Below are 24348 nucleotides of genomic sequence, written 5' to 3'. Positions count from 1 at the left end.
ACGCCCGTCCCTGCCGGGCGTCGCGCAGTCGGCTCGGTGAGGTGGTCGCGTTCTGCAGAGCGTGTTGCGTCCGCCGACGGGAAAGCGCTGAGACGCGCTTTCCCGGATACGGCTGCACCTTCGGGGAGCCGGTCCCTGCCCGGCTCCCCGCGGTCGGCTCTTCGAGGTGGTCGCGGTTCGCAGAGCGTGTTGCGTCCGCCGACGGGAAAGCGCTCGAACGCGCTTTCCCGGATACGGCTGTGCCGTTGGGGAGCCGGTCCCTGCCCGCCTCCTCGCGGTCGGCTCGGTGAGGTGGTCGCGTTCTGCAGAGCGGGTCGCGGACGCCGACGGGAAAGCGCTCGGACGCGCTTTCCCGGATACGGCTGCATTTTCGGGGAGCCGGTCCCTCTCCGACTCCGTTGGTGCTCGGGGCGCGGACGTGATTTCGCGCGTCCGGCGGACTGTGGAGGAGAGGGGGGCGCTTCGTCGAGGGGGTCCTGCCTGCTGATCGAGTAGCCCGGGCAGCGGGCGTATCGAGATCCCTGTGTCCAGGACGGGTGTGGACCGAACGTGACGGGCTCTCCGGAGGCGCCGCCGTCTCCGGCGAGGCGCGATGCAGCGTCTTCCCGTCGGCGGTCGCGACCCGCTCTGCGAATCGCGGACGCTCGCGCGAGACTACCGCGACCGCGGGCGGGCCGGCGGCCTCAGCGGAGCGAGATGCCCTCGGTGGCCGGCGCGGCGGAGTACAGCGCCGAGACGGTGGTCGCGTAGTCCGAGAGGATCACCGCGCGCTTGATGCTCATCTTGGGCGTCAGGTGGCCGCTGGCCTCGGTGAACTCGGTCGGCAGGATCACGAACTTGCGGATGGACTCCGCCCGCGAGACCGCGGTGTTCGCGTGGTCGACGGCCCTCTGGATCTCGGCGAGGACCGTCGGATTGACCGCCGCCGCGTCGAGCGTCAGCTTCGGGTCCTGACCGTTGTTGCCGAGCCAGGTCGGCAGCATCTCGCTGTCGAGCGTCACGAGGGCCGCGATGAACGGGCGCTGGTCGCCCACGACGACCACCTGACCGACGAGCGGATTCGCGCGGATCGGATCCTCCAGCGCAGCCGGCGCGACGTTCTTGCCGCCCGCCGTGACGATGATCTCCTTCTTGCGCCCGGTGACGCGCAGGTAGCCGTCCTCGTCGAGCGAGCCGAGGTCGCCGGTCCGGAACCACTCGCCGTCGAACGCCTCCGCGGTCGCCGTCTCGTTGTTCCAGTACCCGCCGAAAACGCAGATGCCCCTGACCTGGATCTCGCCGTCGGCGGCGATCCGGATGGAGGCGCCGGGCATCGCCGGTCCGACGGTCCCGATCTTGAAGAGCTCGGTGCGGTTCACGCTCGCGGGAGCGGTGGTCTCGGTGAGGCCGTAGCCCTCGAGGATCTTGATCCCGAGGCTGTGGAAGAAGTGACCGAGCCGGTCGCCGAGGGGTGCGGATCCGGAGACGGCGAATCGCACGTTCCCGCCCATCGCCGCGCGGAGCTTGGAGTACACGAGCCGGTCGAAGAGGAGGTACTGCAGCTTGAGGGCGAGCGGCACGGACCCGGCCTCGACGGCGACGGAGTGGGCCACCGCGACATCGGCCGCACGGCGGAAGATCTTCCCCTTGCCTCCTGCCTCCGCCTTCTGCTCGGCAGAGTTGTACACCTTCTCGAAGACGCGGGGCACGGCGAGCAGGAACGTCGGCTTGAACGAGGCGAGCGAGGGCAGCAGCTGCTTGGTGTCGGCCTGGTGGCCTACCTTCACGCCGCCGTGCACGCAGAGCACCGAGATGAAGCGCGCGAAGACGTGCGCGGTCGTGATGAAGAGCAGCGTCGAGGCGCCCGGCTGGTGGATCAGCTCGGTCAGCGCCACCGCGGAGTTGCGGCTGAGCTCGACGAAGTTCGAGTGGCGGATGATGCAGCCCTTGGGGCGGCCCGTCGATCCGGAGGTGTAGATGATCGTCGCGATGTCCGAGCCGGTGGCCAGCGAGCGGCGGCGCTCGATCTCGGCGTCGGGCACGTCGACCCCCGCGCTGCGAGCTTGTCGAGGTCGCCGAGGCCGATCTGCCAGGCGATCCGGACGTCCGGGACGTCGGCGCGGATCTCGTCGAGTCGCGCGAAGTGGTCGGCCGTCTCGACGATGACCGCGTGCGCCCCCGAGTCGGTGAGGTTCCACTGCACCTGGGCTGGGGAGGAGGTCTCGTAGATCGGCACGAGGATCGCGCCGGCAAACCACACGGCGAAGTCGATGAGCGTCCACTCGTAGCGGGTCTTGCAGATCAGCCCGATCTTCTCGCCGGGCTCGATGCCCGACGCCACGAGGCCCTTCGCGAGTGCCGTGACCTCGTCGAGGAACTCCTGCGCGGTGACGTCCCGCCAGCCTCCGCCCTCCGGCACGCCGAAGAGCACGCGATCGGGTGTCTCGCGGACCCGGTCCAGCAGCAGGTCCGCAGTGTTGGCCTGCGGATCGGCGGCCACCACGGCGGGCGAATCGAACTGTTCCACGGCAACTCCTTCGGTACCTGACGAACGTCGAGCCCACTCTATCGGCGGGATCGAAGCTGTGGATCCGTTCAGGGTAACGATCGGGGCCGTCCCTCCCGCGCGACTCTCCGGGCAGGCCTCCCGCCGCCCCGGTGATGCCCGCGGTCACTACACTCGATCTGGTCGCCGGAGCAGGCGGCTCCACCGGCGCCTCGCGCCGACGGCGGAGGGAAGGCGGTTCGCGTGCACGCGATCGGGATCGACATCGGCGGCACGAAGATCGCGGGAGCGCTGGTCGACGAGTTCGGCGCCATCCTCCGCGAGGACCGTCAGCCGACGCCCGCCGGGCATCCCGAGCTGATCGTCGACGTCGTCGTCGAGATGGTCGAGCGCCTGCGCGACGGACTCCCCGCCGGTGACGTCGCCGCGGTCGGAGTGGCGGCGGCCGGGTTCATCGACGCGTCGCAGTCGATCGTCTACTACGCCCCGAACATCAACTGGCGCAACGAGCCCTTCCGCGAGAAGCTCTCGGCCCGCATCGACCTCCCGATCATCATCGAGAACGACGCCAACGCGGCCGGCTGGGCCGAGTTCCGCTACGGCTCCGGGCGCCTCGTCAGCGACATGGTCATGCTGACGATCGGCACCGGGGTCGGTGGCGCGATCGTCATCAACGACCGCCTCCTGCGCGGCGGCTTCGGCGCCGCGGCCGAGGTCGGGCACATGCGCGTCGTCCCCGGCGGCCTGCCCTGTGGCTGCGGTGCGCGCGGCTGCATCGAGCAGTACGGCTCCGGACGCGCACTGCAGCGCTTCGCCGGTGAGCTGGCCGACGCCGGCGGGATCGGCCAGGGCATCGCCGACGCCCGCGCCCGCAACGGCGGCGAGCTGAACGGCCGCATCATCTCGGACCTCATCGTCTCGGGCGATCTCGGCGCCCTCGCCGCACTGCGCCAGCTCGGCCACTGGCTGGGCGAGGCGGCGGCGAGCCTGTCGGCGGTCCTCGATCCGCAGCTCTTCGTGATCGGCGGGGGAGTGGCCCAGGCCGGCGACCTGCTGCTGGATCCGATCCGCCAGGCCTACCTCGACAACCTCCCCGCGCGGGGCTACCACCCCGAGCCGGAGTTCCGCATCGCGGAGCTCGTGAACGACGCCGGAGTCGTCGGCGCGGCCGACCTCGCCCGGCTCCACGCCGAGTCGCTCTGATCCCGCCCCCACCCCTTCCCCCGTCGACCCGCCCACGCTGAGGAGCCGCACGATGTTCTACTGGTTCATGAAGCACATCGTCGCGGGACCGCTGCTGAAGACGATCTTCCGGCCCTGGGTGGTGAACGCCGATCGCGTGCCGAAGACGGGCGGAGTGATCCTCGCCAGCAACCACCTGTCCTTCATCGACTCGGTGTTCCTCCCACTGGTGATCGACCGCAACATGGTGTTCCTGGCCAAGAGCGACTACTTCACCGGCAAGGGCCTCAAGGGCTGGGCGACGAAGATGTTCTTCACCGCCACCGGCATGCTCCCCATCGACCGCTCGGGCGGCAAGGCCTCCGAGGCCTCGCTCAACACGGGTCTGCGGGTCCTGGCGCGCGGCGAAGCCCTCGGCATCTATCCCGAGGGCACGCGCAGCCCTGACGGCCGGATGTACCGCGGACGCACCGGCGTCGCGCGCATGGTCCTCGAGGCGCGCGTGCCCGTCATCCCCGTGGCGATGGTCGACACCGCGCGCATCATGCCGATCGGCAGCCGCCTGCCCAAGCTCGGCCGGATCGGCATCGTCTTCGGCGAGCCGCTCGACTTCAGCCGCTTCGAGGGCATGGAGGGCGATCGCTTCATCCTGCGCTCCATCACCGACGAGATCATGTACGAGCTCCTCGCCCTCAGCGGCCAGGAGTACCTCGACGTGTACGCGACCTCGGTCAAGGAGAAGCGCGCCGCGCTCGTCCGCTGACCGCCCGCTGTGCGCGGGACGCCGCCTCTCCGGAGGCCTCCCGCGAGGCGATATGCTCGTCAACCGCTGCCGTCCGTCCGGGCGGCACCCGCTCGCGCGCCGCTCGGCGCCCGTCAGAACCAGGAACCCCCGTGGTCATCGATCCGAACGAACCGTACGTCCTCGCCGCCCCCTCCGTGGTCGCCGGCCTGGACTATTGGCGCGAGCTCGAGATCAAGCAGCAGCCGCAGTGGCCGGACGCGGACGCGGTCAGCGCCGCCTCGGCTGAGATCGCGGCGCTGCCGCCCCTCGTCTTCGCCGGCGAGGTCGACCAGCTGCGCGAGCGCCTCGGCGCCGCCGCGCGCGGTGAGGCCTTCCTGCTTCAGGGCGGCGACTGCGCCGAGACCTTCGCGGGAGCGACCGCCGACCAGATCCGCAACCGCGTCAAGACGGTCCTGCAGATGGCCGTCGTCCTCACCTACGGCGCGAGCATGCCCGTCATCAAGATGGGTCGGATGGCCGGCCAGTTCGCCAAGCCGCGCTCGAGCGATCTCGAGACCCGCGGCGACGTCACCCTGCCGGCCTACCGCGGCGACATCGTGAACGGCTACGACTTCACTCCGGAGTCGCGCACCGCCGACCCCCGTCGGATCGTGCAGGGGTACCACACGGCCGCGTCGACGCTGAACCTCATCCGCGCCTTCACGCAGGGCGGGTTCGCCGACCTGCGCCTCGTGCACTACTGGAACAAGGGCTTCACCGAGAACCCGCAGAACCAGCGCTACGAGCAGCTCGCCCGCGAGATCGACCGCGCAGTCAAGTTCATGGTGGCGTGCGGCGCCGACTTCGAGGGCATGAAGCGCACCGAGTTCTACACGGGTCACGAGGGCCTGCTGATGGACTACGAGCGCCCGATGACGCGCATCGACTCGCGCACCGGCACCCCGTACAACACGTCGAGCCACTTCATCTGGATCGGCGAGCGCACCCGCGAGCTCGACGGAGCGCACGTCGACTTCCTGTCGCGCGTGCGCAACCCGATCGGCGTGAAGCTCGGTCCGTCGACGAGCCCCGAGACGATGCTCGAGCTCATCGACAAGCTCGACCCGGATCGCGAGCCGGGCCGTCTCACCTTCATCACCCGCATGGGTGCCGGGAAGATCCGCGACGCTCTGCCGCCGCTGCTCGAGGCGGTCAAGTCGAGCGACGCGCTGCCCCTCTGGGTCACCGACCCGATGCACGGCAACGGGCTCACCACGCCCACCGGCTACAAGACCCGTCGTTTCGACGACGTCGTCGACGAGGTCAAGGGCTTCTTCGAGGCGCACCGCGCCGCGGGGACGCACCCGGGCGGCATCCACGTCGAGCTCACCGGCGACGACGTCACCGAGTGCCTCGGCGGCTCCGAGCAGATCGACGAGGCCACCCTCGCGACCCGCTACGAGTCGGTCTGCGACCCCCGCCTCAACCACATGCAGTCCCTGGAGCTCGCCTTCCTGGTCGCCGAGGAGCTCCGGCAGCGCTGACCCGCGGGAGGGGCGCCCCGGCGCCCCTCCCGCGCGGTCGGCTCCGCACCACGGCCGGCCCTCGCGGCGTGTCTCGTTGGCTTCCGTTGGTCGAGTAGCCGCGCAGTGGCGTATCGAGACCCTTCCCCCTCCGGAGCTCTCCGATCTCGATACGCCCTCTCCGAGGGCTACTCGATCAGCAGAAGACGGTCCGCCGCCCACGCCCGCCCCGGCCCCGCTGAGGCCCGAGCCACCCGGATCGCCGCGCCCTTCGAGGCGAACGCGTGAATCGCGTTCCAGCGATTCGCGCTAGCCGTTCGCGACCCGCTCTGTGGAACGTGACCATCCCGAGCTGCCGACCGCGGCGATGGCGGCGAGGACGCCATCGCGATACGTACGGCGAACGGGTGAATCGCGTGTCAGCGATTCGCCCTAGCCGGTCGCGACCCGCTCCATGGAACACGGCCATCCCGCGAAGCCGACCGCGGCGACGGCGGCGAGGACGCCATCGCTGACAGCTACGTCGTGATGGTGATCGACAGCTGGACCGAGGTGCCGCGCTGCACGGGCTCGCCTGCGGGGTCGGACTGCGCCGTCACCTTGGTGATCTCGTTCGGTGCGGCGTCGATGAGCGCGCCGAGGGTCGAGAGGGAGTAGCTCCACGTCAGGTCGACGGCGTCGAGGGCGGCTTTCGCCTCGTCGCGGGTCATGCCCACGACGTTCGGCACGGCGACCGGCTCCGGCCCCTTCGAGACGACGACCGAGATCGTCCCGCCCGTGGTCGCCGGCGACTCGGGGTTCGCCTGGATCAGCACGACCCCGGCGGGGACGGTGTCGCTCCAGTCGTCACCGCTGCGGTCGAGTGCGAGTCCGGCCGCCTTCGCGGCGGCGGTGGCCTCGTCGACGCTCAGGCCCACCACGTTCGGGATCGCGCCCAGGCTGACGGTCATCGCGATCGTCGACTGCTCGGACAGGGTGGCGGGGAGTTCCGCGCCGTCGGGGAGCGAAGCCGAGATCACCCGTCCGGCGTCGACGTCCGAGTCGAAGACGCGGGTGGTCTCGCCGACGACGAAGGGCGCGCCGGTGATCGCGGCCGTCGCCTCCTCCTCGGTCAGGCCGGCGAGGGCGGGGACCTCGAGCTGCCGGGGACCGCTCGAGACGACGAGCGTCACGACCGAGTCCTTGTGGATCGCCTCGTCCGGCGCCGGATCGGAGCTCATCACCGTGCCGGCCGGGACCGTGAGGTCGGACGCCTGCTGCTGCTCGGCGCGCAGCCCGCTCGACTCGATCAGTGCTGCGGCCTCCTCCTGCGGGAGCCCGACGACGCTCGGGATGGTGCGCAGCGCGCCCGGTCCCTCGCCGAACCAGTACGCCGTTCCCCCGCCGATCAAAGCAAGCAGGATCACGGCGACGAGCAGCACGAGGCCGCGGCGGCGACGGACCCTCCGTTTGGAGGCGAGGCGCGCCACGGCGGTCTCGTCGTCGTCGTCCAGCTGCTCCTCGCCGGCCGCGCCGTCGAAGACGGCGGTCTGCCCGGGGGTCGCAGGGTCGAACGGAGCGGCCGTCGCCGGAGTCGTCTCGGGGAGCGGAGTGACGGCCTGCGTGTCCGCGACGCGCCGGTCGGTCGGCGTGATGCCCATGAGGCGCTCGGCCTCGAGCAGCTGCGCGAGCATCACTCCGGCGTCGCGAGGCCGCATGTCCGGGTCGCGCTCCGTCGCCCACAGCACGAGCTCGTCGAGCGAGCTCGGCACGGAGGGAACCTTGGCGCTGGGATACGGGACGGAGTCGTTGGCGTGCTGGTAGGCGATCTGCATCGGCTGCTCACCCGTGAAGGGCTGCTCACCGGTGAGCATCTCGTAGATCATGATGCCGATGGCGTAGATGTCGCTGCGGGTGTCGGCGGTGCCGCGGGTGACGAGCTCGGGGGAGAGGTACGCGATCGTCCCCAGCAGCGCCTGCCCCGACGCGGTGTTGGCGGAGGCGGCCCGGGCGAGGCCGAAGTCGCCGATCTTGATGCGACCGTCGTCGGCGAGCAGCACGTTCTCGGGCTTGAGGTCGCGGTGCAGGATCCCCGCGCGGTGAGCCGCGGCGAGGCCGGACAGGACCGAGTGCATGATGTCGACGACCTGCTGGGCCGTCAGCCTGCCGCGCTCCTTCAGGAGGTCGCGCAGGGTGATTCCAGGCAGGTACTCCATGACGAGGTACGCCATGTCCGAGTCCTGGCCCTGGTCGAAGACGCTCACGACGTTCGGGTGCGCCAGTCGGGCGGCGGATCGCGCCTCCTGGACGAAGCGGTTCTTGAAGGTGGCGTCGTCCGACAGGTGCCCGTGCATCACCTTGATGGCCACGCGGCGCTCGAGGCGCTGGTCGGTGGCGAGGTAGACCGTCGCCATGCCTCCGCGCGCGATCCTCGAGCGCACCTCGTACCGGCCGTCGACGAGACGGCCGAGGAGGGGGTCGAGCTGGCTGGTGGTCACGCGACGAGTCTAGGCAAGACCGTTCGGCGATCCCGTGTGCAACGCGGGAGCGGCCTCCCGACCTCGCCGGGACGGATGGCTTGGAGGCGCCGCACTGCCGTGGCAGTCTTGACCGGTGACCGACTCGTCCGCTCCCGCCCCCTCGACCGCCTCCGAGATCGAGTGGCTGACCGTCCCCGATCTCGTCGAGATCACCGGCCTCTCCGTCAGCCGCGTGCGCCGCCTCCTCGAGGAGCGCCATCTGCTGGGGACCCGACGCGACGGCAAGCTCGTCGTCCCGTCCCTCTTCCTCCGTGACGGGGAGCCGATGTCCGAGATCCGCGGTACGGCGATCCTGCTCTCCGACTCCGGCTTCTCGGACGACGAGGCGGTCGAGTGGCTGCTCTCGGAGGACGATGCACTGGGCACGAGCCCCGTGCTCGCCCTGCGCGCCGGTCGCAAGGCCGAGGTCCGCCGCGTCGCCCAGGCTCTCGCCTGATCGATCGCGTCCGGCCGACGTGCCGGGCCTCGAGCGGAGGCGCCGAGGCGCCTAGGCCGTGCGGACGCTGACGCGGTCCGCCAGTTCGCGCAGTTCCGCCACACCCTCCGGCCGCAGCGGAGCGCCCGGCAGCGCCGCCAGTGCCGACTCGACGTCGCGCTCGATGCGCTCCTCGAGCCGGTCGAGGGCCCCGCTTCCGGCCACGATCTCCTGAGCCAGCGCGATGTCCTCGGCGCTCGCGTCGCCGCGCCCGACGACGGCGTCGAGCTCGGCCCGGGCGGAGTCGGACGAACCGGTGCGGGCGAGGCCCAGCAGCACGGTGCGCTTGCCCTCGCGGAGGTCGTCTCCCGCGGGCTTGCCGGTCAGTGCCGGGTCGCCGAAGACGCCGAGCACGTCGTCCCTCAGCTGGAAGGCGATGCCTAGCGGTAGGCCGAAGCGGCGCAGCGCGTCGATCTGGGCGTCGTCGCCGCCCGCCAGCGAGCCGCCGATCGCGAGCGGCGCCTCGATGCTGTACTTCGCGCTCTTGTAGACGACGACCCGCTCGGCGCGCGCGAGGTGCTCGTCCTCCGCGTGCCCGGCCCAGGCGCTCTCCTCGAGGATGTCGAGGTACTGGCCCAGCGTCACCTCGGTGCGCATCAGGTTGAACTCCGCCCGGGCCCTCGCCGCGCTCGGCCGGTCCTCGAGCGCCCATTCGGCGTCCGCGAAGATCTCGTCGGACCAGACCAGCAGCAGATCGCCGAGCAGGATCGCGGAGGAGCGGCCGAACTCGTCCCCGGAGCCCGACCACCCTCCGTCGGCGTGCATCCCGGCGAAGCGGCGGTGCGCCGCCGGCGCCCCTCGCCGGGTGTCGGAGTTGTCGATCACGTCGTCGTGGACGAGGGCCGCTGCGTGGAACAGCTCGAGTCCCGCTCCGACGCGCGCGACCGGGTCCGAACCGCTCCGATGCGCCTCGCTGGAGACGGCGGAGACGGCCGTCCAGCCCGCCTCGCAGAAGCGCGCGCGGAACCGCTTGCCCCCGCTGAGAAAGTCCCGCGAAAGGTCGCCCAGGGCGGAGACGTCCTCTCCTATGGAGCGCAGAATTGGCGTGCGCCCGGCGAGGAATCCCTCGATTCGGAACTGGACGCGGTCGACCAGACGAGTGCTGTTGTTCACCCGACCAGCCTATGCATCCGAGGCGTCTAGCGCCTGTGCCGGGCTCGGTCTACACTGAAGCGCCACCCGCCCGGTCGAGCACACCGTGCCGCCAACCTGACGCCGTTCCGAAGAGGAACGGCGTCGCACCCTTGAAGGGGTCAAGATGCCGCTTTCGGAACACGAGCAACGGCTCCTCGACGAGATGGAGCGCAACCTCTATCAGAACGACGCCGATTTCGTGGCGGCCGTCAGCAAGGGGCGCGGCGGCACCAACTACCGGGCCCTGGTGCTCGGCATCCTCCTCTCCCTCGTCGGTCTCGGAGTCCTCGTCACCGGCGTCATCGTCGCCCAGCCGCTCGTCGGCGTCGGCGGGTTCGCGATCATGCTCGCGGGCGTCGTCGTCGCCATGCGCCCGGCGCCGGGTGGAGCCGAGGAGCCCGGTCTCCCTACCGTCGGCCGCACCTCCAAGCCCCGCTCCTCGAGCAGCCGGTCGGGCTCCACCTTCATGGACCGCTTGAACGAGCGATGGGACAACCGCGGCGACGGTCGCAGCTGACCGCCGCTCCGCACCACCCACAGGGTCGATCCTCACGGATCGGCCCTTTTTTCATGCCCGCGGACTCTCCGGGAGCGCACTCCTCCTCCCTTCCGCACCACGCACGGGGTCGATCCTCAAGGATCGGCCCCTTTCTGCTCCCCGCGGACCGCTGCGGAGCGATACATCCCTCCACTCCGCTCCACCCGCGTTCCTGCCCGGGAATACGCGGATGACCGGGGGTGAACGCGCTGAGCCGGCGCGCCGTGAGGGTTGTGGGTGGGGCGAAGTGGAGTACTGTGGAGGACACACCATCCTTGGCCGGAAGAAGTGGGGGGCAGTCCGTTGTTCCTCGGCACCTATTCCCCCAAGCTCGACGAGAAGGGCCGCGTGATCCTCCCCGCCAAGTTCCGAGACGAGCTCTCCTCCGGAGTCGTCGTCACGCGCGGCCAGGAGCGGTGCCTCTACGTCTTCAGCCAGAGCGAGTTCGAGACGATGCACGAGAAGATCCGTCAGGCGCCGGTCACGAGCAAGCAGGCCCGCGACTTCCTCCGCGTCTTCCTCTCGGGGGCGAGCGCCGAGACCCCCGACAAGCAGAACCGGGTCACGCTGCCCGCGCCGTTGCGCGCCTACGCGGGCCTGGACCGCGACCTCACCGTCATCGGAGCGGGCAACCGCGCCGAGATCTGGGCGCAGGACGCCTGGGACGCGTATCTGACCGAGCAGGAGTCCGTCTTCTCCGACACCCAGGAGGAGGTGATCCCCGGACTGTTCTAGCTCCTGCCGCGCGACTCCCAGCCACTCGGCGCCCGGACGCACCTTCCCCGGTGTCCGGTCGCGAGATGGATGGGGATCGGGCAGCAGGAACAGGACGGCGGGACCGCCATGGCAGACGACTCCGAGAAGAAGCAGGTGCGCCCGACCGAGGAGCGCCACCTCCCGGTGCTCCTCGAGCGCTGCGTCGAGCTCCTCGCTCCGGCGATCGAGCGCGACGGCGCGGTGCTGGTGGACGCGACGCTGGGCATGGGCGGCCACTCGCTGGCCCTGCTCGAGCGCTTCCCGGGGCTCCACCTCGTCGGCCTCGACCGCGACCCCGAGGCACTCGAGCTCGCCGGCGAGCGGCTCTCGGCCCACTCCTCCCGCATCGACCTGGTGCACGCCGTCTACGACGAGCTCCCCGACGTGCTCGACGAGCTCGGGATCGACGAGATCGACGGCGCGCTGTTCGACCTCGGCGTCTCGTCGCTGCAGCTGGACGAGACCGAGCGCGGCTTCTCCTACTCCAAGGACGCTCCGCTGGACATGCGGATGGACGCGACCGCGCCCCTGACCGCGGCGAGCATCCTCGCGGAGTACGACGAGGGCGCGCTGCGCCGCATCTTCCACGAGTACGGCGAGGAGCGCCTCGCCCAGCGCTACGCGAAGCGCATCGTCGAGGCGCGTGGCGACGCGCCGATCGAGCGCTCCGGCCGGCTGGTCGAGATCATCCAGGCGGCGACCCCGGTCGCGATCCAGCGCAACGGCCATCCGGCCAAGCGGGTCTTCCAGGCCCTGCGCATCGAGGTCAACCAGGAGCTCTCCGTGCTGGAGCGCGCGATCCCCGCCGCGCTCGACCGCGTCGCCGTCGGCGGCCGGATCGTCGTCGAGGCCTACCAGTCGCTCGAGGACCGCATCGTCAAGCGCGCGCTGCAGGCCGCGTCGTCCTCGACCGCTCCCGCGGGGCTCCCCATGGAGCTCCCCGAGCACCGACCCGAGTTCCGCCTCGTCATCCGGGGCGCCGAACTCGCCTCCGACGAGGAGAAGACCCGCAACCCCCGAGCAACACCCGTGCGTCTGCGCGCGGCCGAGAGGATCAGGAGGACCGCGTGAGCGCCACCGCCGTCATCGACCCCGCCGTCATCGAGCCCGCCCGCACCGCGAGGCCGGACGAGCAGTCGCCCCGCCCGCGCATCGAGGCGGTCCCGACCGCCGCCGGCGCGCCGCGACCCAAGCTCGTCTACGGCATCGTCGCCGTCGCCGGCCTCTTCGCGATCATCGTGATCCAGCTCCTCGTGAGCGTCGGGCTCTCGCAGGGGGCGTACCAGATCGCCGCGCTGCAGACCGAGCAGAAGACGCTCACCCGCAGCAACGCCGAGAAGCAGGACGCGGTGGACACTCTCAGCTCCCCGCAGAACCTCGCGACCGCGGCGCAGGGGCTGGGCATGGTGGCGAACACGGCTCCCGTCTACCTCCGCCTGTCCGACGGAGCGGTGCTGGGCGACCCCGCCTCGGCCGCCTCGAGCGAGGTCGGCACGGCCGGTGCCGCGGCACTCGTCCCCAACGCGCTCATCCTCCCGGCCGGTGCCGCCGCGACTCCGGTCGACGCGAGCGCGTCCTCCGCGGCTGGAGGAACCTCGGCCGTACCGTTGCAGGGCGAGCTCCCCGCGCCCCTGACGCACTGACGCCTCCCGCACGGCCCGCCTCCCGCTACGACACGACCGACGGCGGCGATCCCGCCAGGACGAAGAAGGACACCGCAGCAGTGAGACAGAACCGCTCGAGCAGACGCCGCACCGCCGTCACCTTCGTCGTCATCGCCGCGGTCGTGGGACTGTTCATCGGCAAGCTGGTCGACATCCAGATCGTGCGGGCCAACGAGCTGACGGACGCCGCGGCGCTCAGCCAGTCCAGCAGCAGCGTCACCTACGGCACGCGCGGATCGATCGTCGACCGCTCGGGAGCCGTCCTCGCCGACACGACGACCCGGTACCGCCTGACGACGTCGCCCCGCAACGTGGGGGAGTTCCTCCGCGAGATGCCCGACGGCCAGGACGTCGTCGTGAGCGTCGACCAGGCCGCGTCCGAGATCGGCGCGATCACCGGCCAGAGCGTCGAGCAGATCAGGACGCTCGTCGACGCCGCGCTCGCGAAGGACGCGAAGGCCAACTACCTGATCCTCTCCGAGGGCCTCGACCTCGAGGCGTACCAGAAGCTGCTCGCGCTGGAAATCCCGTGGACCTTCTTCGAGACGCAGCAGGGCCGCACGTACCCCAACGGGGCCGTCGCCGGGAACCTGATCGGCTACGTGGGGGCGGACGGCGCCGCTCAGGAGGGCGTCGAGTACACCGAGAACGCCTGCCTCGCCGGGAAGAACGGCTCCGAGAGCTTCGAGCGCAGCGCCGACTTCGTCCGGATCCCCGGCAGCACCGTGGCCGAGACCCCCGCGGTCGACGGCGGGCAGGTGCAGCTGACGATCGACTCCGACCTGCAGTACTACGCGCAGCAGGTGCTGTCGCAGCGCGTCGCCGAGGTCGGCGGCAGCTACGGGATCGTCGTGGTGCAGGAGGTCGAGACGGGCAAGCTGCTCACCGTGGCCGAGACCCCCACGGTCGACCCCAACGACGTCTCGGCGAGCGCCCCCGCCGACCGCGGGTCGCGCGCCTTCCAGAGTCCGTTCGAGCCCGGTTCGACGTTCAAGCCGATGACCGCGGCCATGCTGATCGACAAGGGACTCGCGACGCCCACGACCCACGTCGTCACTCCGGACACGTTCGAGAAGAACGGCGCCTCGTTCAGCGACGACTTCGCGCACACCCCGACGAACTACACCCTGACGGGGATCCTCAAGGACTCCTCGAACGTCGGCATCGCGACCATCGGCTCGAAGCTGTCCGCGCAGGACCGCTACGACTACATGCTCAAGTTCGGACTCAAGGCGCCCACCGCGGTCGGGTACCCCGGCGAGTCCGGCGGACTGCTCAGCGACTACCAGGTCTGGGACAACCAGACGAACTACACCACCATGTTCGGCCAGGGAGTGTCCGCCACCGCGATCCAGGTCGCCGGCATCTACCAGACGCTGGGCAACGGCGGGGTGCGCCTGCCGGCGCAGCTGGTCGCCGGCTGCACGACCGCCGACGGCACTGTCATCGACGTCCCCGACACGACCGGCACCCAGGTCGTCTCCGCCGGTGCGGCGCAGGACGTCGTCGACATGCTGCAGACGCACTACACCGACGGCTGGCTGGCCGACTACATCCACGTGGACGGCTACAACATCGCGACGAAGACCGGAACGGCTCAGCAGCCGGACGGCGACGGAGGGTACTCCTCCAGCTACACCGTCTCGCTCGCCGGGCTCGCTCCGGCGGAGGACCCGAAGTACGTCGTGACGGTCACCATCGCCGATCCGGTTAAGATGAACACGTCCCAGGCGACCGCCCCCGTCTTCCAGCAGGTCATGACCCAGGTGCTGAAGACGAACCGGGTGGAGCCGTCGACGGTCCCCGCCGTGAACTACCCCACGACGTGGTGATCGCACCACCACGAGAGAAAGAGCGGGCATTGCACGTCACTCGCCCGCAGTCCTCCCTCCGACCGGAGCACCCGGTCCCGCGGTCGCTGTCGCAGCTCGTGGCCGAGTTCTCGCTCGGCACGGTGCCGGGAGTCGACGGGGTCGAGGTCAGCGGCGTCACGCTCGACTCCCGGCAGGTCGAGGCGGGCGACCTGTACGTCGGCATCGCGGGGCGCAAGGTCCACGGCGCGGCCTTCGCCGCCGACGCCGCCGCCTCCGGAGCCGTCGCTGTGCTCACCGACCCCGAGGGCGCCGAGGCCGCGTCGGCGAGCGGACTCCCCGTCCTCGTCACGCCCGATCCCCGCGCAGCCCTCGGCGACGTCGCGTCCTGGATCCACCGCACCCGCGAGGACGTGCCGACGCTCTTCGGAGTCACGGGCACGAACGGCAAGACCAGCGTCGTGTACCTGCTCGACGCCCTGCTCCGGCGCCTCGGCGTCGTCTCGGGCCTCAGCTCCACCGCGGAGCGCCGCATCGGCGACGTCGCGGTCGCGAGCTCGCTGACCACCCCCGAGGCGACCGAGCTGCACGGACTCCTCGCGCGGATGCGCGAGTCGGCCGTCCGCGCCGTCTCGATCGAGGTCTCGGCCCAGGCGTTGACCCGGCACCGCATCGACGGCGTCGTGTTCGACGTGGTCGGCTTCACGAACCTCAGCCACGACCACCTCGACGACTACACCGACATGGCGCAGTACTTCGAGGCCAAGGCCGACCTGTTCCAGCCCGATCGGGCCCGACGCGGAGTCGTCACCGTCGACAGCGCCTGGGGCCGGGAGCTCGCCGAGCGCTCCCGGATCCCGATCGCGACACTCGCGAGCTCCCCGGTCGTCGGCGAGGCTCCGGCCGTACCGGCCGACTGGGCGATGACCGTCCTCGAGAGCACCGCCGACCGCACCGTGTTCCGTCTGGACGGTCCGGACCACCGCTCGGTCGAGGTCGCCGTCCCGCTGATCGGCTGGTACATGGCGGCGAACGCCGCGCTGGCGATCGTGATGCTGGTCGAGTCCGGCTTCGACCTCGAGGCCATCGCCCACGTCCTCGAGGACGGCCGTCTCGACGTATACATTCCCGGTCGCGCCGAGCGCGTCTCGGGAGACCGCGGCCCCCGGGTCTACGTGGACTACGGGCACACGCCGGACGCGTTCCAGAACGCACTCGAGGCGCTGCGGGCGCTGACGCCCGGCCGCCTCGTCATGGTCTTCGGCGCCGACGGCGACCGCGACGCGACGAAGCGCGCCGACATGGGCGCCATCGCCGCCCGGCTGTCCGACGTCGTCGTCGTCACCGACTTCCACCCGCGCTGGGAGGACCCGGCCGCGATCCGCGCCGTGCTCGTCGGCGCGGCGCGGGAGGCGGTGCCCGACAGGGAGATCCACGAGATCCCCGACCCGCGCGCCGCCGTGCGCGCCGCCCTCGCGCTCGCGCGCGAGGGGGATTCGATCCTCTACGCCGGACCCGGACACGAGGACTACCAGGAGGTTGCAGGAGTGCACATGCCGTATTCGGCCAGGGACGACGTCCGTCAGGCTCTGCGCGAGGCGGGCTGGCTCTAGATGATCGCCCTCACTCTCACCGAGGTCGCCGAGGCCGTCTCCGGGCGCCTCCACCTCGCCGGCCCCTCCTCGACCGCCGCGACAGCGGTCGACGGCGCGACCGAGACCGACTCCCGCGAGATCCGTCCGGGCGGGATCTTCGTCGCCAAGCGCGGCGAGCACACCGACGGGCACCTGTTCGCGCCGGCGGCCGTCGAGAACGGCGCGGCCCTCCTGATCGTCGAGCGCCCGCTCGACCTCGACGTGCCGCAGGTGCTGGTCGACGACTCCGTCCAGGCGCTCGGCGCCCTCGCGACCGAGGTCGTCCGGCGCGTCCGCGCACTAGGCGGCCTGACGGTCCTCGGCGTGACCGGCTCGAACGGCAAGACGACGACCAAGAACCTCCTCCGGACGATCCTCGAGCGCGTCGGCGAGACCGTCGCCCCCCGCGGATCCTTCAACAACGAGGTCGGCGCGCCGATCACGATGCTGCAGGTGTCGGAGTCGACGCGCTTCCTCGTCGCCGAGATGGGCGCCAGCGCCGTCGGCGAGATCCGCCGCCTCGTGCGCATGGCGAAGCCCGACGTCGGCATCGTCCTCGCGGTGGGCCTCGCGCACGCCGGCGAGTTCGGCGGCATCGAGCGGACCCTCGAGGCCAAGACCGAGATGGTGGCCGACCTCACCGCCGACGACATCGCCGTGCTGAACTCCGACGACGGCCGCGTGGCGACCATGGCCGGCCGCACCGCGGCCCGCGTGCTGTGGTTCGGTCGCGGCGAGCGCGCCGACGTGCGCGCGGTCGACGTCGAGCCCTCCGCCGAGGGCACCCGCTTCGCCATCGAGGTGCGGGAGGGCGAGGGCCGCGAGGCCGGGCGCGCCGAGCTGCTCCTCAGGGTCCTCGGCGAGCACCACGTGATGAACGCCCTGGCCGCCACTGCCGCCGCCCTCTCGGTCGGCGTCCCGCTGCCCGCGATCGTCGAGGCGCTCTCGACCGTCACCCTCGCGGAGCGCTGGCGGATGCAGGTGCTCGGCGGTCAGGACGTGGTCGTCGTGAACGACGCGTACAACGCGAGCCCCGACTCCACCGCCGCGGCACTGCGCACTCTCGCCCAGATCGCGAAGCCGGGAGGCCGCACCGTCGCCGTCCTCGGCGAGATGAGCGAGCTGGGGGAGTGGGCCGACGAGGAGCACGAGCGCGTCGGCCTGCAGGCCGTGCGCCTGAACGTCTCGCAGATCGTCGTCGTCGGCGCCCGCGCCCGGCGCATCCACGTGGCCGCCGAGCGCGAGGGCTCGTGGAGCGGCGAGTCCGTCTTCGTCGACACGGCCGACGACGCGTACGCGTTCCTCGACGGCTATCTGCAGACCGGCGACACCGTCCTGGTGAAGTCCTCGAACTCGGCGGGGCTTCGATTCCTCGGCGACCGACTGGGGGAGCGACACCGATGAGAGCACTCCTGATGGCGGGCGCCTTCTCCGGCGCCTTCACCCTCCTGCTGACGCCCCTGTTCATCCGGCTCTTCCACCGGCTGCAGTGGGGCCAGTTCATCCGCGAGGACGGGCCGCAGTCCCACCACGTGAAGCACGGCACCGCCACGATGGGCGGCATCGTCATCATCATCGCGACGGTGGCGGGCTACTTCCTCGGCATGCTGTTCGGCAACCGCGCCGTGGCCCCCTCGGCGCTCCTGGTGCTGTTCATGATGGTCGGACTGGGCTTCGTCGGGTTCATCGACGACTTCCTCAAGACCCGCAACCAGCGCAGCCTCGGCCTCGGCGGCTGGGCGAAGATCGCGGGACAGGTGATCGTCGCCGCGGCCTTCGCCGTGATCGCCATCCTGGTGCGCGACCAGAACGGTCTGACGCCCGCGTCGACGTCGATCTCCTTCATCCGAGACCTGCCGTTCGACTTCGCCGCTCTCGGCTGGATCGGCATCGGGCTCTTCGTGCTCTGGATCTGCGTGATCGTCACCAGCACCTCGAACGGAGTCAACGTCGCCGACGGCCTCGACGGCCTCGCCACGGGATCCTCGATCCTCGCGATCGGCTCCTACGTGATCATCGGCTTCTGGCAGTCGAACCAGTGGTGCTACGACGCCCAGCTCAATCCCGAGGTGGCCGACAAGTGCTACCAGGTGAGCGATCCGTTCGACCTGGCGATCATCGCCGCGGCGATCTCGGGCGCGCTCGTCGGGTTCCTCTGGTGGAACACCTCGCCGGCGCAGATCTTCATGGGCGACACCGGCTCGCTCGGCCTCGGCGGCGCACTCGCCGCCCTCGCGATCCTGACCCGCACCGAGCTGCTCGTCATCCTCATCGGCGGCCTCTTCGTCATCGTCACCGGCTCGGTGATCGTGCAGCGGATCTACTTCAAACTGACCCGGGGCAAGCGCATCTTCCTGATGAGCCCGCTCCACCACCACTTCGAGCTCAAGGGGTGGGCCGAGATCACCGTCGTGGTCCGCTTCTGGATCATCGCGGGCATCTTCGTGGCCGCCGGTGTCGGGCTCTTCTACCTCGAATGGCTCTCCCTGGCATGACCAATCCCGCACGCGCCGAACGGCTCGACTCCCTCCGCAGCTGGAACTCGGACTGGCGCGGGCTCCGCGTCGCGGTCCTGGGGCTCGGGGTGACCGGCTTCTCCGTCGCCGACACGCTGACCGAGCTCGGCTCCGACGTCCTGGTCCTCACCGACCGGGCCGACGAGGAGCGCGAGCGCCTGCTCGAGGTGATCGGAGCCCGGCTGCACCGCGCGGACGGCCTCGACACCGTGCCCGACGAGCTGATCGACTTCGACCCCGAGCTCGTCATCGTGTCGCCGGGCTTCCGGCCGACGCACCCGATCGTCGAGTGGACGCTCGCGAGGGGGACCGGTCTCTGGGGCGACGTCGAGCTCGCCTGGCGCGTGCGCGACAAGGTCGTCCGGGCCGACGGGACGCCCGCGGACTGGGTGCTCGTGACCGGCACGAACGGCAAGACGACGACCGTGCAGCTGACGGCGACCATGCTGGTCGCTGGCGGCCTCCGCGCGGCTCCGTGCGGCAACATCGGGATCCCGGTGCTCGACGCGGTGCGCGATCCGCAGGGCTTCGACGTCCTGGTGGTCGAGCTCTCGAGCTACCAGCTGCACTACCTCGGCGCGATCGAGCCGATCGCGTCGACCTGCCTCAACATCGCCGAGGACCACCTCGACTGGCACGGCACCTTCGAGGCGTACCGCGATGCGAAGGCCAAGGTCTACACGGGCACGCGGGTCGCCTGCGTCTACAACCGGGCCGACGCGGCCACCGAGCAGATGGTGCTCGACGCGGAGGTCGTCGAGGGGGCCCGGGCGATCGGCTTCGGTCTGGGAGTCCCCGGGCCGAGCGACTTCGGCATCGTGGACGGGATCCTCTGCGACCGGGCGTTCCTCGAGGACCGGCGCACGAGCGCGATCGAGATCGCGACCGTCGACGAGCTGGCCGCGCGCCACCTCGCGGCACCGCACATCGTGCAGAACGTCCTCGCGGCCGCCGCGCTGTCCCGCGCGTGCGGCATCGAGCCCGGCGCGATCCGCCGCGCGCTCGCGGTCTTCGAGCTCGACGCCCACCGCATCCAGGTCGTGGCCGTGCGGTCGGGGGTCACCTGGATCGACGACTCGAAGGCCACCAACCCGCACGCGGCCGACGCGTCGCTGCGCGCGTATCCGTCGGTCGTCTGGCTGGTCGGCGGTCTGCTCAAGGGCGTCGATGTGGACGCTCTCGTGGCCTCGCACACGACGCGACTGCGCGGTGCCGTGGTCATCGGAGTCGACCGCGTCGCGGTCCTCGAGGCATTCCGACGACACGCCCCCGAACTCCCCGTGACCGAGGTGGTCCCGGATGACACTGAGTCGGTGATGCAGGCGGCCGTCGAGGCCGCGGCGGGCTTCGCCCGAACCGGCGATGTCGTCCTGCTCGCACCCGCCGCAGCATCCATGGACCAGTTCCGCGACTACGCGGAACGGGGCCGGTCGTTCGCTGCGGCCGTCGAGAAGCACCTGGGAGGAGAGGCCGATGACCGCTCCGACGACGAGCCGGATGCCGGGCCGCTCGCGCGCTGACGCCGGGAAGCCGAAGGACCGGGAGCGGACCGGCGCGCGCACCGCGCGCATCGTCCTCTCGAAGGTCTTCGCCTCCGAATCGCCGAACTTCTACCTCCTGTTCGGCACCACCCTCTTCCTCGTGCTCTTCGGGCTGACGATGGTGCTCTCCTCCTCGTCGGTGACGTCGTTCCGATCGAGCTCCGACTCGTTCGGCGGCTTCCTCCGGCAGGGCATCTTCGCCGTGCTCGGCGTGCCGCTCATGCTCCTCGTGTCGCGCTTCCCGATCGCACTGTGGAAGCGCGTGACGTGGCCGATGCTCATCGTCGGCTGCATCCTGCAGATGCTGGTGCTCTTCACGCCTCTGGGATACGCAGTGGGAGGCAACAAGAACTGGCTGTACCTCGGCGGCTTCACCATGCAGCCCTCCGAGGTGCTCAAGCTCGCCCTCGTGCTGTGGCTGGGCCTCGTGCTCGAGAGGCGGCTGCGCTTCAAGCAGGACTGGCAGCACGCTCTCATCCCGGTGCTCCCCATCGGCGGCTTCGCCCTGTTCCTCGTGCTGCTCGGCGGCGACCTCGGAACCGTGATGATCATGGCGGGGATCCTGCTGGCGGCGCTCTTCTACTCCAACGTCCGGCTGCGGATCATCCTGCCGATCGTGCTGATCGGAGCGGTCGTCGCAGTGCTGTTCGCCATCTCGACCGAGAACCGCCGCACCCGCATCTTCTCCTTCCTCACCGACTGCTCCGGCCCCGGGCAGTACGAGACGTCCTGCTGGCAGCCCCTGCACGGCACCTGGGCGATGGCGTCCGGCGGCGTCTTCGGCGTGGGGCTCGGCAACTCCAAGGCGAAGTGGTCGTGGCTGCCGGCCGCCGACAACGACTACATCTTCGCGATCATCGGCGAGGAGCTCGGGCTGATCGGGGCGGTCGTCGTCCTCGCGCTGTTCGTCGTGCTCGCCGTCGCCTTCTTCCGCATCATCCATGCCGCGACCGACCCGTTCGTGCGGGTCACGACGGCGGCGGTGATGGTCTGGCTCATCGGCCAGGCCTTCGTCAACATCGGCGTGGTGCTCGGGGTCCTGCCGGTCCTCGGCGTCCCCCTGCCGCTCATCTCCTCCGGAGGCACCGCCCTGCTCAGCTCACTGCTCGCCATCGGCGTCGTCCTCTCCTTCGCGAGGACCCAGACCACCGGATTGCCGCACCTCGGCGCCGCCCGCCGCGCAGGCAAGGCGGAGGCGGAGTGACCCGCTACCTGCTCGCGGGCGGCGGCACCGCCGGGCACGTGAACCCGCTGCTCGCGACCGCCGACGAGATCCGGGCCCGCGACTCGGGCGACGAGGTGCTCGTGCTCGGCACCGCGGAGGGGCTCGAGGCGCGCCTCGTCCCGCTGCGCGGCTACGAGCTGTCCGTGATCCCGCGGCTGCCGTTCCCGCGTCGCCCCGGCGCCGCGGCGCTGCGCTTCCCGGGCGCCTTCCGCGGGGCGCTGGACGGCGTGGTGCGCACGATCCGCGAGCGCAGGATCGACGCGGTGGTGGGATTCGGCGGGTACGCGTCCGCTCCCGCGTACCTCGCGGCGCGGCGAGCCGGCGTGCCGTACGTCGTGCACGAGGCGAACGCCCGCCCCGGCCTCGCCAACCGCCTCGGCGCCCGCGGCACGCGCTCCGTCGGAGTCGCCTTCGAGGGCACCCCGCTGCCGCACGCGACGACGGTCGGCATGCCGCTGCGCCGCGAGATCGCCGATCTCGACCGCCCTGCCCGACGCCACGAGGGCGTCGCCGCGTTCGGGCTCGACCCGGCCCGGCCCACGCTGCTCGTCACGGGCGGCTCCCTCGGTGCGCGGCGGATCAACGCGACCGTGCACGCCGCGGCCGCGTCGGTCCTGGCGACCGGCTTCCAGATCCTGCACATCACGGGTGACCGCTCCGAGATCACCGACCCCGGCCTCGACGGCTACCACCTGATCCCGTACTGCGACCGGATGGATCTCGCGCTCTCGGCCGCCGACCTCGTGGTCTCGCGCGCGGGCGCCGCCACCGTGAGCGAGCTCAGCGCGCTGGGGCTCCCCGCCGTCTACATCCCGTACCCGGTGGGCAACGGCGAGCAGCGCTTCAACGCCCGCGGCGTCGTGGACGCCGGGGGCGCGGTGCTCGTCGAGGATGCGGCCTTCCTCCCCGGCTGGGTGCAGGGGGAGCTCGTGCCCCTCCTCGAGGACGCCGGGCGCCGCGACGAGATGGGCCGTCGCGCCGCGACGGTCGGCGTCCGCGACGGTGCGGAGCGCCTCGTCGACCTCATCGGATCGGCGCTCCGCGCACCCCGCTGACCCTTCTCCGCCGGGCTCCGAGGAGCCCTCCCGCACACCGTCTACACTGATCCGGCGCCCTGCCCGCGGCCCTCGGCCCGGGTGCCACCGAGACGCCGAAGACCCGAAAGCGAGACCCCCGTGATCAAGCCCGACCTCGGCATCACCGTCCCCGACCAGCTCGGATCGGTGCACTTCATCGGCATCGGCGGATCCGGCATGAGCGGCATCGCGCGCCTCTTCCACCACGCCGGCCACCGCGTCACCGGATCGGACGTGCGCGAGTCGCACCCGATCGAGCAGCTGCGCGAGCTCGGCATCCCGGTCGCGATCGGACACGACGCGGCGAACCTGGGCGATGCCGAGGCGGTCGTGGTCACCTCGGCCCTCTGGCCCGAGAACCCCGAGTACGTGCTCGCCCAGGAGCGGGGGATCCCCGTGCTGCACCGCTCGCAGGCGCTCGCCTGGCTCGTCCGCGGGCACCGCCTCGTCGCGGTCGCGGGCGCGCACGGCAAGACGACGTCGACCGGCATGATCGTCACGGGTCTACTGGGTCTGGACGCCGATCCGAGCTTCGTCAACGGCGGCATCATCGAGAGCCTCGGCACCTCGTCGGCGGCGGGCTCGGGCGATCTGTTCGTCGTCGAGGCGGACGAGTCGGACGGGAGCTTCCTGCTCTACGACACCGCCGTCACCCTGATCACGAACGTCGACCCCGACCACCTCGACCACTACGGCTCGCTGCAGGCCTTCGAGGACGCCTTCGTCACCTTCGCCTCGAACGCCGGCGAGCTCGTCGTCATCTCGTCGGACGACCCGGGTGCCGTCAAGGTGTCCGAGAAGCTCGAGGGCAAGCGGGTCCTCACCTTCGGCGAGGCCGAGGGAGCGGACGTGCGCGTCGTCGACCTCGAGCTCGTGGGCCCGGTCGGCTTCACCGTCGAGTTCGAGGGGCGCCGCTACTCCGCGCGGCTGCGCATCCCCGGCCGCCACAACGCGGTGAACGCCGCGGGCGCCTTCGCCGTGCTCGTCGGTCTCGGCTTCGATCCCGCCGCGTCGCTCGAGGCGGTCTCGGCCTTCGGAGGGACCGAGCGCCGGTTCGAGCTGCACGGCTCGGTCCGCGGCGTCAGCGTCTACGACGACTACGCGCACCACCCCACGGAGGTGGCCGCCGCCTCTCTGCCGCGCGCACCGTCGTGGGGGAGGGGCGCATCATCGCCGTGCACCAGCCGCACCTGTACAGCCGCACCCGCCTCTTCGCGAAGGAGTTCGCCGAGACGCTCGAGCGCTACGCCGACGAGACGATCGTGCTCGACGTCTACGGCGCCCGCGAGGACCCGGAGCCGGGAGTGACCGGCGAGCTGGTCAGCGGCAAGTTCGCCGACGCCTCGCGCGTCTCGTTCGTCCCGGACTGGCAGGAGGCCGCCGAGCGGACCGCTCTGATCGCCCGTGAGGGCGACTTCGTCATCACCCTCGGCTGCGGCGACGTGTACCGGATCATCCCGCAGGTGCTCGAGTCGCTTCGCACCGGCGAGGACGCCGCGGTCGCCCGATGACCACGACGCCCTTCCCGGCCCCCCGGGGGCGACG

Annotated in this window: 17 protein-coding genes and 2 pseudogenes; 16 read left to right on the top strand and 3 right to left on the bottom strand. The window is 71.1% G+C overall.

Going from position 1 to position 24348, the window contains the following annotated elements; all coding sequences use genetic code 11:
* Positions 1 to 683: 683 nt before the first annotated feature.
* Positions 684 to 2506 (bottom strand): annotated as a pseudogene (locus AC0CID_RS05080) (AMP-dependent synthetase/ligase).
* 222 nt (positions 2507 to 2728) lie between these two features.
* Between AC0CID_RS05080 and AC0CID_RS05075 the strand changes: the two are divergent.
* From AC0CID_RS05075 to AC0CID_RS05065, 3 genes are all read left to right on the top strand, one after another.
* The gene (locus AC0CID_RS05075) at positions 2729 to 3688 is read left to right on the top strand and encodes an ROK family glucokinase (protein ID WP_207408104.1); all 960 of its coding nucleotides are present in this window, start codon (positions 2729 to 2731) and stop codon (positions 3686 to 3688) included.
* 52 nt (positions 3689 to 3740) lie between these two features.
* Entirely contained in the window at positions 3741 to 4430 is a 690-nt protein-coding gene (locus AC0CID_RS05070) for a lysophospholipid acyltransferase family protein (protein WP_251946203.1), read from the top strand.
* A 176-nt stretch (positions 4431 to 4606) separates the two neighbouring features.
* On the top strand, positions 4607 to 5935 hold the full coding sequence (locus tag AC0CID_RS05065) for a class II 3-deoxy-7-phosphoheptulonate synthase (RefSeq protein ID WP_251946205.1): 1329 nt from the start codon (positions 4607 to 4609) through the stop codon (positions 5933 to 5935).
* Positions 5936 to 6432: 497 nt separating this feature from the next.
* On the opposite strand, the gene pknB is transcribed toward AC0CID_RS05065, so the two are convergent.
* Positions 6433 to 8391: a Stk1 family PASTA domain-containing Ser/Thr kinase gene (pknB, locus tag AC0CID_RS05060; RefSeq protein ID WP_465225972.1), complete on the bottom strand. Its 1959-nt coding sequence runs from the start codon at positions 8389 to 8391 to the stop codon at positions 6433 to 6435.
* A 115-nt stretch (positions 8392 to 8506) separates the two neighbouring features.
* Here pknB and AC0CID_RS05055 point away from each other — a divergent pair, with 115 nt between their 5' ends.
* A complete protein-coding gene (locus AC0CID_RS05055) occupies positions 8507 to 8869 on the top strand; it encodes an Rv2175c family DNA-binding protein (protein ID WP_465225971.1) in 363 nt (120 codons plus the stop codon).
* A 51-nt stretch (positions 8870 to 8920) separates the two neighbouring features.
* Here the strand turns inward: AC0CID_RS05055 and AC0CID_RS05050 are convergent, their stop codons facing one another.
* A complete protein-coding gene (locus AC0CID_RS05050) occupies positions 8921 to 10021 on the bottom strand; it encodes a polyprenyl synthetase family protein (protein ID WP_465225970.1) in 1101 nt (366 codons plus the stop codon).
* A 145-nt stretch (positions 10022 to 10166) separates the two neighbouring features.
* Between AC0CID_RS05050 and AC0CID_RS05045 the strand changes: the two genes are divergently transcribed.
* From AC0CID_RS05045 to murC, 12 genes and pseudogenes are all read left to right on the top strand, one after another.
* Positions 10167 to 10559: a DUF3040 domain-containing protein gene (locus AC0CID_RS05045; RefSeq protein ID WP_465225969.1), complete on the top strand. Its 393-nt coding sequence runs from the start codon at positions 10167 to 10169 to the stop codon at positions 10557 to 10559.
* A 324-nt stretch (positions 10560 to 10883) separates the two neighbouring features.
* Entirely contained in the window at positions 10884 to 11315 is a 432-nt protein-coding gene (mraZ, locus tag AC0CID_RS05040) for a division/cell wall cluster transcriptional repressor MraZ (protein ID WP_055794943.1), read from the top strand.
* Positions 11316 to 11423: 108 nt separating this feature from the next.
* The gene (gene rsmH, locus AC0CID_RS05035) at positions 11424 to 12407 is read left to right on the top strand and encodes a 16S rRNA (cytosine(1402)-N(4))-methyltransferase RsmH (RefSeq protein WP_465225968.1); all 984 of its coding nucleotides are present in this window, start codon (positions 11424 to 11426) and stop codon (positions 12405 to 12407) included.
* Entirely contained in the window at positions 12404 to 12979 is a 576-nt protein-coding gene (ftsL, locus tag AC0CID_RS05030; RefSeq protein ID WP_465225967.1) for a cell division protein FtsL, read from the top strand. Before rsmH ends, ftsL begins: the two co-directional genes overlap by 4 nt.
* Before the next feature lie 80 nt (positions 12980 to 13059).
* Positions 13060 to 14832 (top strand): peptidoglycan D,D-transpeptidase FtsI family protein, encoded by a 1773-nt coding sequence (locus AC0CID_RS05025; protein ID WP_465225966.1) that lies wholly within the window; start codon positions 13060 to 13062, stop codon positions 14830 to 14832.
* A 29-nt stretch (positions 14833 to 14861) separates the two neighbouring features.
* Positions 14862 to 16424, top strand: coding sequence for a Mur ligase family protein (locus tag AC0CID_RS05020; protein ID WP_465225965.1), 1563 nt, complete (start codon positions 14862 to 14864; stop codon positions 16422 to 16424).
* Positions 16425 to 17849: a UDP-N-acetylmuramoyl-tripeptide--D-alanyl-D-alanine ligase gene (locus AC0CID_RS05015; RefSeq protein WP_465225964.1), complete on the top strand. Its 1425-nt coding sequence runs from the start codon at positions 16425 to 16427 to the stop codon at positions 17847 to 17849.
* Positions 17846 to 18940 (top strand): phospho-N-acetylmuramoyl-pentapeptide-transferase, encoded by a 1095-nt coding sequence (gene mraY / locus AC0CID_RS05010; protein ID WP_465225963.1) that lies wholly within the window; start codon positions 17846 to 17848, stop codon positions 18938 to 18940. Before AC0CID_RS05015 ends, mraY begins: the two co-directional genes overlap by 4 nt.
* Positions 18937 to 20481 carry a UDP-N-acetylmuramoyl-L-alanine--D-glutamate ligase gene (gene murD, locus AC0CID_RS05005; RefSeq protein WP_465225962.1) on the top strand — a complete coding sequence of 515 codons (1545 nt, stop codon included), beginning with the start codon at positions 18937 to 18939 and terminating at the stop codon, positions 20479 to 20481. The genes mraY and murD overlap by 4 nt, the downstream gene beginning before the upstream one ends.
* The gene (gene ftsW, locus AC0CID_RS05000) at positions 20435 to 21706 is read left to right on the top strand and encodes a putative lipid II flippase FtsW (RefSeq protein WP_207407269.1); all 1272 of its coding nucleotides are present in this window, start codon (positions 20435 to 20437) and stop codon (positions 21704 to 21706) included. Before murD ends, ftsW begins: the two co-directional genes overlap by 47 nt.
* Positions 21703 to 22782 carry a UDP-N-acetylglucosamine--N-acetylmuramyl-(pentapeptide) pyrophosphoryl-undecaprenol N-acetylglucosamine transferase gene (locus tag AC0CID_RS04995; RefSeq protein ID WP_465225961.1) on the top strand — a complete coding sequence of 360 codons (1080 nt, stop codon included), beginning with the start codon at positions 21703 to 21705 and terminating at the stop codon, positions 22780 to 22782. Before ftsW ends, AC0CID_RS04995 begins: the two co-directional genes overlap by 4 nt.
* Before the next feature lie 120 nt (positions 22783 to 22902).
* Positions 22903 to 24314 (top strand): annotated as a pseudogene (gene murC / locus AC0CID_RS04990) (UDP-N-acetylmuramate--L-alanine ligase).
* Positions 24315 to 24348: the final 34 nt, after the last annotated feature.

It is taken from the genome of Rathayibacter sp. AC451, assembly GCF_979253095.1.
This window is presented reverse-complemented; position numbering and strand designations above follow the sequence as displayed.